This window comes from Dyadobacter sp. AC419, from assembly GCF_979253085.1.
In genome coordinates this window covers 580,698-592,164 of the sequence record NZ_CEEDCD010000019.1, presented here as the reverse complement: position 1 = coordinate 592,164, position 11,467 = coordinate 580,698, and the positions used below count along the sequence as shown (strand labels likewise).

Annotated in this window: 21 protein-coding genes; 14 read left to right on the top strand and 7 right to left on the bottom strand. The window is 44.0% G+C overall.

Features of this window, described 5'->3' with window-relative positions; translation table 11 throughout:
• Positions 1 to 12: 12 nt before the first annotated feature.
• Both AC0IYG_RS16110 and AC0IYG_RS16105 read right to left on the bottom strand, forming a co-directional pair.
• Positions 13 to 1,134 carry a DNA polymerase Y subunit UmuC family protein gene (locus AC0IYG_RS16110; RefSeq protein WP_471712122.1) on the bottom strand — a complete coding sequence of 374 codons (1,122 nt, stop codon included), beginning with the start codon at positions 1,132 to 1,134 and terminating at the stop codon, positions 13 to 15.
• A 5-nt stretch (positions 1,135 to 1,139) separates the two neighbouring features.
• On the bottom strand, positions 1,140 to 1,511 hold the full coding sequence (locus tag AC0IYG_RS16105) for a Y-family DNA polymerase (RefSeq protein WP_471712121.1): 372 nt from the start codon (positions 1,509 to 1,511) through the stop codon (positions 1,140 to 1,142).
• 173 nt (positions 1,512 to 1,684) lie between these two features.
• Here AC0IYG_RS16105 and AC0IYG_RS16100 point away from each other — a divergent pair, with 173 nt between their 5' ends.
• The 9 genes from AC0IYG_RS16100 (at position 1,685) to AC0IYG_RS16060 (ending at position 5,466) form a co-directional block, all read left to right on the top strand.
• On the top strand, positions 1,685 to 1,960 hold the full coding sequence (locus tag AC0IYG_RS16100) for a hypothetical protein (protein ID WP_471712326.1): 276 nt from the start codon (positions 1,685 to 1,687) through the stop codon (positions 1,958 to 1,960).
• Complete coding sequence (locus tag AC0IYG_RS16095; RefSeq protein WP_471712119.1) at positions 1,879 to 2,373, top strand: hypothetical protein; 495 nt, start codon at positions 1,879 to 1,881, stop codon at positions 2,371 to 2,373. Before AC0IYG_RS16100 ends, AC0IYG_RS16095 begins: the two co-directional genes overlap by 82 nt.
• Positions 2,374 to 2,540: 167 nt before the next feature.
• On the top strand, positions 2,541 to 2,687 hold the full coding sequence (locus AC0IYG_RS16090) for a hypothetical protein (protein ID WP_471712117.1): 147 nt from the start codon (positions 2,541 to 2,543) through the stop codon (positions 2,685 to 2,687).
• 4 nt (positions 2,688 to 2,691) lie between these two features.
• Positions 2,692 to 3,135: an alpha-ketoglutarate-dependent dioxygenase AlkB family protein gene (locus AC0IYG_RS16085; RefSeq protein WP_471712116.1), complete on the top strand. Its 444-nt coding sequence runs from the start codon at positions 2,692 to 2,694 to the stop codon at positions 3,133 to 3,135.
• Positions 3,136 to 3,276: 141 nt separating this feature from the next.
• Positions 3,277 to 3,567, top strand: a complete 291-nt coding sequence (locus AC0IYG_RS16080) for an ArsR/SmtB family transcription factor (RefSeq protein ID WP_471712114.1) — start codon at positions 3,277 to 3,279, stop codon at positions 3,565 to 3,567.
• A 2-nt stretch (positions 3,568 to 3,569) separates the two neighbouring features.
• Positions 3,570 to 4,085 carry an SRPBCC family protein gene (locus tag AC0IYG_RS16075; protein ID WP_471712113.1) on the top strand — a complete coding sequence of 172 codons (516 nt, stop codon included), beginning with the start codon at positions 3,570 to 3,572 and terminating at the stop codon, positions 4,083 to 4,085.
• A gap of 116 nt (positions 4,086 to 4,201) precedes the next feature.
• Positions 4,202 to 4,375 carry a VOC family protein gene (locus tag AC0IYG_RS16070; protein WP_471712112.1) on the top strand — a complete coding sequence of 58 codons (174 nt, stop codon included), beginning with the start codon at positions 4,202 to 4,204 and terminating at the stop codon, positions 4,373 to 4,375.
• Entirely contained in the window at positions 4,332 to 4,568 is a 237-nt protein-coding gene (locus tag AC0IYG_RS16065; RefSeq protein WP_471712111.1) for a VOC family protein, read from the top strand. The genes AC0IYG_RS16070 and AC0IYG_RS16065 overlap by 44 nt, the downstream gene beginning before the upstream one ends.
• A gap of 124 nt (positions 4,569 to 4,692) precedes the next feature.
• The gene (locus tag AC0IYG_RS16060) at positions 4,693 to 5,466 is read left to right on the top strand and encodes a CE1 family esterase (protein ID WP_471712109.1); all 774 of its coding nucleotides are present in this window, start codon (positions 4,693 to 4,695) and stop codon (positions 5,464 to 5,466) included.
• A gap of 175 nt (positions 5,467 to 5,641) precedes the next feature.
• On the opposite strand, the gene AC0IYG_RS16055 is transcribed toward AC0IYG_RS16060, so the two are convergent.
• From AC0IYG_RS16055 to AC0IYG_RS16045, 3 genes are read right to left on the bottom strand one after another with little or no spacing between them, the layout of a single operon-like run.
• The gene (locus tag AC0IYG_RS16055; RefSeq protein ID WP_471712107.1) at positions 5,642 to 5,800 is read right to left on the bottom strand and encodes a hypothetical protein; all 159 of its coding nucleotides are present in this window, start codon (positions 5,798 to 5,800) and stop codon (positions 5,642 to 5,644) included.
• A gap of 36 nt (positions 5,801 to 5,836) precedes the next feature.
• Entirely contained in the window at positions 5,837 to 6,085 is a 249-nt protein-coding gene (locus AC0IYG_RS16050; RefSeq protein ID WP_471712106.1) for an ImuA family protein, read from the bottom strand.
• Entirely contained in the window at positions 6,066 to 6,263 is a 198-nt protein-coding gene (locus AC0IYG_RS16045; protein WP_471712104.1) for a hypothetical protein, read from the bottom strand. Before AC0IYG_RS16045 ends, AC0IYG_RS16050 begins: the two co-directional genes overlap by 20 nt.
• A gap of 554 nt (positions 6,264 to 6,817) precedes the next feature.
• Here AC0IYG_RS16045 and AC0IYG_RS16040 point away from each other — a divergent pair.
• From AC0IYG_RS16040 to AC0IYG_RS16020, 5 genes are all read left to right on the top strand, one after another.
• Complete coding sequence (locus AC0IYG_RS16040; RefSeq protein ID WP_471712103.1) at positions 6,818 to 7,267, top strand: sugar phosphate isomerase/epimerase family protein; 450 nt, start codon at positions 6,818 to 6,820, stop codon at positions 7,265 to 7,267.
• Complete coding sequence (locus tag AC0IYG_RS16035) at positions 7,252 to 7,434, top strand: hypothetical protein (protein ID WP_471712102.1); 183 nt, start codon at positions 7,252 to 7,254, stop codon at positions 7,432 to 7,434. The genes AC0IYG_RS16040 and AC0IYG_RS16035 overlap by 16 nt, the downstream gene beginning before the upstream one ends.
• 113 nt (positions 7,435 to 7,547) lie before the next feature.
• Positions 7,548 to 7,847 (top strand): hypothetical protein, encoded by a 300-nt coding sequence (locus AC0IYG_RS16030; protein WP_471712100.1) that lies wholly within the window; start codon positions 7,548 to 7,550, stop codon positions 7,845 to 7,847.
• 59 nt (positions 7,848 to 7,906) lie between these two features.
• Positions 7,907 to 8,287: a hypothetical protein gene (locus tag AC0IYG_RS16025; RefSeq protein ID WP_471712099.1), complete on the top strand. Its 381-nt coding sequence runs from the start codon at positions 7,907 to 7,909 to the stop codon at positions 8,285 to 8,287.
• Positions 8,284 to 8,877: a vanadium-dependent haloperoxidase gene (locus AC0IYG_RS16020; protein ID WP_471712097.1), complete on the top strand. Its 594-nt coding sequence runs from the start codon at positions 8,284 to 8,286 to the stop codon at positions 8,875 to 8,877. The genes AC0IYG_RS16025 and AC0IYG_RS16020 overlap by 4 nt, the downstream gene beginning before the upstream one ends.
• 49 nt (positions 8,878 to 8,926) lie before the next feature.
• Here AC0IYG_RS16020 and AC0IYG_RS16015 read toward each other — a convergent pair whose 3' ends face one another.
• Together AC0IYG_RS16015 and AC0IYG_RS16010 are read right to left on the bottom strand one after the other, a co-directional pair.
• Complete coding sequence (locus tag AC0IYG_RS16015) at positions 8,927 to 9,652, bottom strand: 3-keto-disaccharide hydrolase (RefSeq protein WP_471712096.1); 726 nt, start codon at positions 9,650 to 9,652, stop codon at positions 8,927 to 8,929.
• A gap of 80 nt (positions 9,653 to 9,732) precedes the next feature.
• Positions 9,733 to 11,439, bottom strand: coding sequence for an FAD/NAD(P)-binding protein (locus tag AC0IYG_RS16010; RefSeq protein WP_471712094.1), 1,707 nt, complete (start codon positions 11,437 to 11,439; stop codon positions 9,733 to 9,735).
• Positions 11,440 to 11,467: the final 28 nt, after the last annotated feature.

Genomic DNA, 11,467 nt, shown 5'->3' with positions numbered 1-11,467 from the left:
AGATCAATTTTATCAGGCAAAAAAGCCATGAATAAACCATTGTGAGGCATCCTCTCCATTATGTCCCAGCCTGAAAACCCAGTAACGAGCACCATGCTCATCTTCCAGACAGAAATAATCGCGGTGCATTCCTTGTTCCAGCCACCATTCCCGTTCGATCCGTTCGGGGCCGTCTGATCTTTTGATTGTATAAACTTTTCCTTTGTAGCGAAAAATAATAGGTGCGTAGTCGGGAATGGGTGATGTAACCTGAATTACCAAGGGATCTTTTAACAAAAGTGCTGGCCTTGGCCGGTCAGTCCGCCAGCTGGTTTCCGGCTTTTCCAATAATGAACCTGATATTTTAAACGATCTTTCGGGCCAGTAATGCTCATCGGGCAAATAACGCTGGATGACCTCGATGCCCGTCCGGCCGGTGAGTCGGTCCAAAAGCTCCATTAACAGCACATTGTCATTGTTGCCCGTAAAATGCCAGATGGATTCTTGAACCGGGTCAACATCCTCAACAACAGGCGCTTCTAATACAAATAGTTCAATTCCCAGATCTGGCTCAATCATCGCTATTTTTAACTCAAACAAACGAAACAAATGCGCAATGTGGTGAGAGGCGCGGTTGGTAACAATGTCAATTTCCTCCACTTTGCCATCCACTCTATATCCTTTAAAAACCGCAGTTCTGAGTCCTTTTTCCTCCTTAACTAGTCTGCTGCAAAGCATTTCCAAAAGTTTTTGTAAAGCGATTTGAATGCCTGCTGCCGTCACGATCGGTTCCATGCAAGGCAGCCTTTCCTGATAAGGAACTGCCGGTTTAATCGGCTTAATAAGCTCTATGGCATGCCCCAAAGCCTGGTCAATCCGCTCCAAAAGCTGCTGACCAAATCGCCTCCGCAAAACAGAGCGGGGCATATTTATAAAGTTCTTGATCTGATAAAAACCAAGCTTTTGCATGCGTTCCAGCACCAGAGGTTCAAGTCGCAAGGCAGCGGGCGGCAGTGGCAAAAGAGCATCCAAAAGTCGGTTAGGCGGAACAATGCGATCATTACTTCCAAATCTTGCAACGCCCCAGGCTGTTCCAATGGAATCGGCAATCGCAATACGAAAGTCATAACCAGCATTGCGCAGTCGCTCAGCCATGTCGTTCAAGTATGGAATTTCCCCGCCCAAAGATGTGCACAGCCTGTAATATCGAGCATTAACCCATCAGGTAAATCCACAGCAGCGATCGGCGTATAACGTATACAGCTATCCGCCAGCTCTGTGAGCAGAACTTCGATTTGACCTGGTTTATCATCAATCACTTCCAGAGAAGGAAATAATGCCCTTGCATCGGCCAGCACCATTCCGGTTTCAATTCCACTCGCTAATGCTTTCGGACTTACAGCCTTCACCACCATTCTGCCGCGCTCCGGAGCAGCCAGGACAAACTGCTCGCCATCAAGCTCAGGCCGTGTTTTAACGACCCAATCCGTGAGCAAATGTCGGAACCATATGGCTGAATAGCGTAAAGGCATTGTCTACATTTTATCAGTATAATTATTTATAAATCAATTAATTAAATGCTTTATGATATTTTAAATATCTTTAATTTGGTCACAATGATATCAAATCTCTTGTTCAGTCGCAAGATTTTTCTTTACTTTGTTTCAGTTAATTAAATCAGTTTACACACCTAAAAAACATTACTATGCATGCACATCAAAGCCCGTCACTTTTTGAAGCAATCCGCAAAACCGACGAAAGTGGAAACGAATTTTGGAGCGCCAGAGATCTGGCAAAAATCCTGGAATATACGGAGTATCGACATTTTAAACCGGTCATCAAAAGGCTGAAGAATCTTGTAAAAACAGCCAACAGAGCGTCTCAGACCATTTCGAGCATTTGCTCGAAATGGTCCAAATCGGATCGGGCGCTACAAGAAAATTGGAGAACATTAAGCTTTCCAGATACGCTTGTTATCTGATCGTCCAGAATGCGGATCCGGCTAAGGAAGTGGTTGCGCTCGGACAAACTTACTTTGCTGTACAAACCCGTTTGCAGGAAATTCGGCAAATGGAGGAATACAAAAACCTTCCGGAAGAAAGTGAGAAGCGCGTATTTCTCCGCGGTGAAGTTACCCGGCATAATCTTCTTTTGGCTGATTCCGCCCGCGTTGCCGGTGTCGTTGAACCGATCGACTATGCTATTTTCCAAAATCATGGTTACATGGGATTATACGGTGGGTTGGACGCAAAAGCAATTCATGAAAAGAAAGAACTTAAAAAAAGCCAGCACATTCTGGATCATATGGGAAGCTCGGAGCTGGCTGCCAACCTTTTTCGCACTACGCAAACCGATGATAAGCTGAGAAAGAGAAAATATTACCGGAAAGCATAAAGCGAATCAAACACATTTTGAAGTAGGACAAAAAGTGCGGCAAACAATAGACGAACTTGGAGGAACAATGCCTGAAAATCTGCCTAAGGCCGACAGCATTAAAAGGCTGGCATCAAAAGATCCAAAGCTGATTAAAAGGAAAAACGACTAATGCAGAACATAAAGAAATGGAACAGTTAAAATTATTCGACGATCGGAAGCAGCTGATGTTGCCGCAACATTTAATGACTTATGAGCCTGCATTCTTCAATGAGTTGGAAAGTGGGCGTTATCTGAATCTGATTTATCAGGACTGTTCCATTTCAACAGCATAAGGTGATGATGTATGAAAAAGAAGTCCTGACACCCAGACTTACAGCGTGGTTTGGCGACAGACCTCTGCGAGATGGCGACATGCGCCCTCCTATTCCATGGACCCAAGAATTATTGGAAATAAAAGACAAAGTTGAAGACTTTACCGGCATGATCTTCAATGGCGTTTTGCTCAACTATTACCGGGACGGAAATGATTCGGTTGCATGGCACAGCGACAAGGACACGATTACCGGCATGAAAATGGAGATTGCATCCGTAAGTTTCGGACAGCCCAGGAATTTTGATTTTAGAAATAAGGAAAACCATCGCCAGCAATATTCTCTGGAATTGGAAAATGGTTCTTTGTTACTTATGAAAGGTGATTTGCAGAAGTTTTGGGAACATAGAATTGCGAAATCCATCAAACCAATGGACGCCAGGATTAATCTTACTTTCAGAAAAGTTTAAGATTTTTAGACAAATAGTTGCGTAAGCAAATACTTACATTTAATATTGCGTAAGCATTTACTTACACGATATGTCTATTGAAGCAAGAGAAGAGATGTTTTTCAGGCAATTGCGGATCCTACCCGGCGGCAAATCATTCATTTGATCGCTCATAAGCGTATGAACCTCAATTCGCTTGCCGATAATTTCGAAATCAGCAGGCCTGCCATCTCACAGCACATTAAGATCCTTACAGAATGTGGGATGGTGGTGATCAAGCAGGAAGGCCGACAGCGATTTTGTGAAGCAAAGCTCGACGCACTTAGCGAAGTTTCCACCTGGGTGGATCAATACAAGCAATTCTGGAATGATAAACTTGATTCTTTGGGAAGCTATCTTGATAAAATTCAGACAACAAATCAGTCCAATAACGATCAATTAAACGACAAGTAAAAATGGAAGAGCAAGCAGAAAAAAATGCCGGTTTGAAAATTGTAAGACAGTTTAAAGCGCCTAAAACGCTCGTTTTTGACGCTTTTGCATCAAAGGAAGCATTTGCTGAATGGTGGGGACCATCGGGAAGCCAGCTCTCCGTGGAGCATTTTGACTTTACGCCTGGTGGAAAAACACATTATAAGATGGAAGGAAACGGTCATGTAATGTGGGGCTTGTTTCAATACAAAAACATCAATCGTGCTGACCTGATCGAATTTATCAACTCGTTTGCTGACGCCGAAGGAAACATTATCACCTCTCCTTTTCCGATGGACTTTCCGCTCGAAATTTTCAACCAGATCACATTGGAAGAAAACGAAGGAATCACCACTTTGACGATTCAGGGAAATCCGATTAACGCAACGCCTGAACAAATTGAAACTTACAATTCGATTAAGGACAGTATGCAGCAAGGATTTGGTGGAACATTTGACCAGTTGGATGCTTATTTGGAAAAAATGCAGGGAAATAGCTGATAACGGAAAAAAATCAATGGAGTTTCTCGCTATTTGTTCCAATCTTTTCTGGAAATTGTAATGCGACACAGGCTGCCAAAAATGCCGGTCGATTGCATAACTAAACTGCGACTAAAATGATCAAACCCCTTTACCCTTGCCTTTGGTTCGATGGAAATGCGAAGGAAGCTGCCGAGTACTATTGCTCCATTTTCAAAAGTTCTAAAATTACGAGTGAAAACCCGATGGTTGTGATTTTCGAACTGAATGGTTTCAAATTCATGGGGCCTGAATGGTGGCCCGCATTATAAATTTTCACCCGCAACTTCATTCGTTGTTGAATGCGACACCCAGGAAGAAATCGATTATTATTCGGAAAAATTAGGCGCGGGCGGCGCTTATAACCAATGCGGCTGGCTGGATGATAAATTCGGAATGTCATGGCAAGTTGTGCCCAGTGTTTTGTCTAAACTCATGTCCGACCCGGAAAGAGCCCACGTGTAATTTGAAGCTTTTATGCAAATGAGTAAGTTTGATATTGCAGCATTGGAGAATGCTTAATACGCTTTATAAGTTTGAAAATCCTATTCTTTTAACATCAATTGCCAACAAATCCAGTCATTCCCAAATGCTTAAATTCATTTTTTCGGCGCTGCTTTCTGTTTCATTCCTTACTGCCAATGCGCAGCTTGTTTCCGATTCCCTGCTTATTGAGGGCCGTTACCGCGTTTTTGTTTATGATAAATCGGTCAAAGTGAAACCTGGCGCCAGTCTTGTATTTCTAATGCATGGCTCGGGTGGAGAGCCGATGGGATTTGCGCCACGGGCGGCTAAGTTGCAGGCAAAGGCTGAGGCCGAAAATCTGGTGCTTGTCTATCCGGCTGGTTATAAGCGGTATTGGAACGAATGCAGAAAAGCCTCAACAGCGATTGCCAATAAGGAAAATGTGAATGAGGAAGCATTCTTTTCTGCAATGATTGATTTGTTTTCTGAGAAATATAAGATCAATAAAGCACACGTTTTTGCAACCGGATTTTCAGGAGGCGGACATATGTCTTATAAGCTAGCGTTGACAATGCCTGGAAAAATCAAGGCTATTTCGGCGATTGTAGCCAACATGCCAACGGACGAGAACATGGATTGCACACCGATGAATGTTCCGCTTCCGGTGATGATTACCAATGGCACGGCGGATGAAACCAATCCTTATGACGGTGGCGAAGTGAAAACTGCCGGAGTAACGCTGGGCACCGTGCGCGCAACGGACAAGTCATTTGAATATTGGGCGAAGCTTGACGGTTACAGCGGATCACCGGTCAAATCAATGATGCCAGACAACGACAAATCAAACAACATTACGGTTGAAAAATACACTTATCAAAAGAAGGCAAACCGGAAGTAACATTGCTGAAAGTCATCAACGGCAAGCACGAATTTCTGACGGATTTTGATATGTTCGAAGAAACGTGGGCATTTTTCAAGAGACAGCTCTGATGCCGCCGACATACCAAGGTTAGCTGGATAAGTCAACTTCAAATGCTTCAAAGTGCCATTAATTGCGTTTTTGAAGCATTTTTTTATGCCATTCTGATCACATTATGATCTTTTGGAAGAGCCACGTCTTTCTGGATATATTGGAAGTTTTCTGACGACCATTCCAGATCCCAGCTTGTAGGCTCGCCATTCCTTACTTTCTGCAATTCTACATGCCAGCGCGGATGTCCGATGCCGGGCATGCCATGTTCAATTTCACTCGGAATCGGAGCAACTCTTCAGCGCGATACGCTGGCTAATGTGTTGGAAGAACGCGGATTACACCGGTGCAAAAATCCGGTGACCCGACTCTGCTCCACCGCCAGCTGCAAACGCCTGGATTCCGTCAATGTGACGTCGCTCACCTCACCCACGACAGCCGCAAGCACATCACATTTGAGTGATTCCTCAATGGCCCAAAGCAAATCCTGCTTCTTTTTAATATCTACAAAAATAACCCGGTCGGGTTCAATACCGAAAAATTTCAATGCAGGTGAAAGACATCCGGTCAATGCTGATCCACAAACAAGAACCGCGTGCAGGCATCACTTTGCCTAATAATGCAGACATAAAACCCACAGTCGCCGCCGCTTCTTCATGGGTAACACTCATAAACTCATGCACAGCCCCAACGGGAAATATGCCGTTCGGAAACGCCAGTTCCATTTCTCCCAAACCAAAATGATTGCGCTGTCCATCAGCATGTGAGCGAAAACCTTCCAGCGAAAGAATCTCCTTTGTAACCGCTCAGCGATCTCACTTTTAAGCAAACGGGCTGTTTCATAGGACATTGAGTATATTGTTACTTTTAATAACAATTTTATGATTCCAAAAATACCAAATTGCCCCATCAGCCGCAAAGAATATAGACGCCAGTTTTTACATAATGATTAAAAAAGATAAATTACCAATGCGTTCTTATTAGCCTTCTCAAATTAAGAACCAATCATTTTCACTGCATTTCAAACATAAAACCAGGTCCCGATCGATGTCTAAATCTTTGCTTTTCAAATCGAGCATCACTACGATCCGCATATGTTGCAGCTTACTGTCAATGAGACACTTTGGTCCAAAAGACTGGAAATTGGGGGTTGCTTTATATACATTTAATCCAACCAATTTTGCAGGACAACTAGCGAAGGCGGATAGTGCCGGTTTGAAATACGTGGAAGGTTTCACATTCGCGAAGGCTGGTCCTGAGCTGAAAGATTCGGTCTATCATGAACTTGTCACCCGCTGGCATTGCAAAGCTCAAAGGCTCTTTGGACAAAACGGATCTGAAAATGGAATCGATATATCTGGTCGGCGGGAAGACTGTGGCAGCGTGGAAAAAAGAATTTGAAATAGCACGCCAATTCAAAGTTAAGTATGTTACGGCCGAACCGCCCGTGCATATGTGGGACAGCATCGACAGCCTTGCCCGTGTTTACGGCGTAAAAGTTGCCATTCATAATCACTGGAAAGGAACGAGCGCTTACTGGCATCCGGATTCTGTGTTGGCAGCATTGAAGGGTCATCCGAGTTTTGGCGTATGCGCTGATCTTGGCCACATGCCCAAAAGCGGGATTAATCCGGTGGATGCATTGAAAAAACTGGAAGGCAACATCATTGCCATTCACCTGAAGATATCGCAGCTTACGACAATCCCAAACTGGTGGATGTGGTCGTAGGAACGGGCGTAATCAATTTTCCTGCTGTTTTCAAAGAATTGGAAAGACAAAAATTCAATGGCCACATTATCATCGAACGCGACCGTCAGGAGAAGCCGAGCAACCTGCAATCTGTTATCCAGACTGTGAAATATTACAATACAACATTGGGACTTAATAAAAAATAAGGCTAATTAGTAACTGATAATAAACCAGTTACGCTAAATAAGTTTTGAAGATGCAACTGGCTGTTTGGCGATATTTATCCTAATTTGGTAGATATCACAAACTAACTTGTCAGATGAAACAATCTTCGAAAGCCCCGCTTGCCGCCCGTTATTTGGTATGGCTTCTTGTTTGCTCCTTGTACGCCGCATCGGTTCATGCTGGTGGAAAAAAAGCAAAAGACGTTTCTTCATTTTCAGCCGATTTAGTAACAACCTGGACTTCACTCCAACTTAAAATCACGCAAACGACGCCTGCTCCGCCTCCACATACGGTGCGCAGATGTGTGTATACGGGCGTTACACTTTATGAATCTGTCGTGCCGGGCATGCCCGTGTTATCAATCCATGGCACCGCAACTGAACGGACTCACTAATCTTCCGGGCTATCGAAACCGGAGCTAAATATTACTGGCCGGCATCGGCTAATGCGGCTATGGCTGCTATTACAAGAAGCTTTTATCCGATGACTTCTCCGGCCAATAAAGCATCCATTGACTCTTTGGAAGCGGCACAAACGGCCCTGTTTGAAAAAGATGCCAATCGGGAGGAACTGGCCAGGTCTTCGGCATTTGGAAAAAGCATTGCGTCGGCCATTTTTGAGTGGTCTAAAACGGATGGCAGCGATGATAAAACGCCTTTTAATGTTCCCGTTATGGCTGGCGCCTGGCTGCCTACGCCGCCTGCTAATAGTGCGGCTGCATCGCCTAACTGGGGAAAAACCGCCAGGTTTTTAAAGGAAGTGATGCTGACGCTGATCTTGAAAAGCCAATCCCGTATTCCACTGATCCGTCCTCGGATTACTATGCGCAGGTGAAGGAAGTTTACGACATTTCACAAAGCTTAACTCCTGAGCAAAAGGCCATTGCATTATTCTGGGCAGATGATCCGGATGGAAAAAGTTATGGCGGTGCACATTGGCTTTCTATCTTAAATCAAGTCCTGATTAAGGAAAATGCAAATATGGAAAAGGCGGTCGTTGCCAATGCAAAGCTCGGCATGGCTTGCTCGGAATCTGCGATCAGTATTTTTAAAGGAAAATATCGTTACAATGGCTTGCGGCCAGTCACTTATATCCGCACAGTGATGAACAAACCGGAATGGAATGCGCTCATTATTACGCCGCCTCATCCCGAATATCCATCCGGACACGCCATTATTTCAGCTGCCGCAGCGCAGACCTTAACCTACATTTTTGGAGAAAATTATGCTTTTACTGACAATTCATACAACCGGCTCGGCTTCACTCCAAGATCATATAAATCCTTTGAAGATGCCGCAATTGAAGCTGGAAACTCGCGCGTTTACGGCGGCATTCATTACAAAAAGACTTGTGATGCGGGTCAAAAGCAGGGCAAGAAAATCGCTCAGAATTTGAACGAAAATGTAAAGTTCAAGCGGTCCTAATGCCAATTAGTCGAGTTGTAATTGCGGCAGAGAATAATTTTAGCCGCAATTACAGCTTGCGCAATTTAATATTACGATACCAAACGGTGCTTCCCCAATCCTGCAATCCGATGCGGCCGGCATAGGAACCTTTGGAAATGGGTGCGGCTTTTAGTCCGCTGTTGGCTATTCGTTGTTTCCAATCTGCACCGTTCAGGTCATGTTCCTGAACAATGAATTCGTTTTGATAAACGGTCAGCTTGCCTTTTTTAACAATAAAATGGATCTTATTCCACTCGCCCTGCGGATTTCCTTCCCGTAAACGAGCATTGGCAACACCGAAGAAATCACTCGCCCGGTGCGTATTTTCCTTTGCACCTTCATAAATTTTATCATCAATCACCTGCAATTCCAGGCCGGTGTCGTGCATGTTCTTGTATTTCAGCGATTCATTTACGAAGAAGAAAATGCCGCTATTCGCGTATTTGCTAACCTTCCATTCAGCTTTAAATTCAAAATCACCGCTAACAACTTCGTCGATCACAATGTCGCCGCCATTTTTGGCTTTGTTTCCAGCCCGTTCAGGCACATTCAGTTTGATTGCGCCTTCCTCGATCTGCCAGGCGGTGCCCACTTCTTTTCCGCCATATGCATGCCAGCCTTTCAAGTCTTTTCCGTCGAACAACAATTTCCAGCCTTCCTTTTTTTCGGCGGGAGAAAGTGTGTTAAGCGCTTGTGAAAAAGCATTGGTTAAAACAAAAAATAAAGACAGGGTTAAAAAGGCAGATAGCTTCATAATGGTTGGATAAAATTGTTCAAATACAAGCATGTGATTTCGAAAAAATACTTACCTGTATTTGAACTTTTGATAAGCCCTTAGTCTGTCAGGATCGTATTAACGATCGTTCCTGATGCCTGTTCGCTGAAATCCAGACCGGAATAATCGGGATTGTGACCGCCAATGTAAGGGACAGCCATAATGTAAATGCGGTGATTTTCTTTTCCGAAATGATCCAAAACCTGAAACTGATCATTAATTGCCACACCCGGGACTTTGAGAAAATAGCCTTCATTGCCGATGTGCTCCACATTTTCATTTCCTTCGTCAATGGCAGCGCTTCCTCTTTCGTCAGATTTGAACTTCAACATGGCCGGACTCACCGTTCCGTTTTTGATCAGACTTTTAAATGGAAATGCTTCAAAAGGTAAATGCGGCTGACCCACACAGTTTACGAATGTTTGATAATAAACGGCCTTTTGCTCCCCGCTTTCATCTGAATAATGATAGGTAACCCCGCCTTTGCTTTCAGGATCAGCGTGACTGTCATCGCCAACCGGAATAATTTCAAGACGGCCTGCCTCATCGAGTGCCATTAATTCCTCGGCCGAACTCTGCGGAACAAACGCAATAACAACCGAAATCAAAGGCATAAGCACTTTTTGCATCCGTTGCATATCTTCGGCGGACATGTATTTGGCAGGATAGTTCATTGCAAAGCTGAGCACCGCCAGAATCTCTTTCCAGTGAATGGATTCTTCCCTTTTAATGGATTTTTCAGCCTCGGCGTATTCCCTTCTGAACAGCTTGAACGGCTCCACGCCCTCCCGCAGATCCATCATCGCATGCACAAATTCCTCCATGCGCATGTCCTTGATGCGTGCATAAAAAACGGGGTCTTTTTCACGGAAAAGGTCTTTAAATGCTTTTTCAAACATATAATCCAATTGCAAAAAACCTCCGTTTTCCTGCTTGTTCTGTTCCACTTCCTCGTCCGTAAGCAATGCTTCATCCGACAAAAGCGGGTCTTCCAGGTGGAAGCGAATTGCAGGTAACAAGCCGCTGCGGGAATGCATTACAAGCCGGAATTCAGGACTTGTTTCAGAAGCTTGAAACGTAACTTTACCATTTTCGTCTTTGTGAAAACCACCATTATTTCTGGCCAGCGTGCGGATTGCATCAATGGCCGTCAGCGATGAACCTCTGATCGCAATCGGGTGATTAAGTTCAAGTCTGAGCTTTGATGGCGGATAAGGCGAGTCAAAATAACCATGCGTTTCGCCTTCATTTTTTACCGGCCAATTATGCCCGGTGCAAATAATCACCTGATTGAATGTAGAAAAACCTGAGCCTTCAATCTCAACATCGATCTTGTTTTCGCCAGGTTTATCAATAATGTCAATGATTTTGCAGCCGGCATGCACCAATGTTTCCAGACCAATTTCAGCAGCTCTTTTTAACAGCAGATCAAATTGTCCTGAAAGATATTGGCCGAATAAAAGGCGTGGAAGCACTTTATATTCGTTGAATTTATTTTTATCAATGTTAAAGTCATCCAATTGATCTTGCGGAACCGTCTGGATCCATTCGGCAATCGAGGTAACTATTTCAGGAACTTCGTTGTCAGAAACATTGGTAACATGTTCATTATTAGAACCCTGATAACTATAAGGCATTCCAGCGCCCAACTGCTTTTTGCTTTCAAAAATGTGTATTTGTAAGTCTGTCTGACCTGCGTCCACAAACCTTTTGTATACAAATAATGCACTCGGGCCTCCTCCGAGGATGGCAATACGTTTCTTCAATTCTTTAAATATTAATATTTGTAAATAG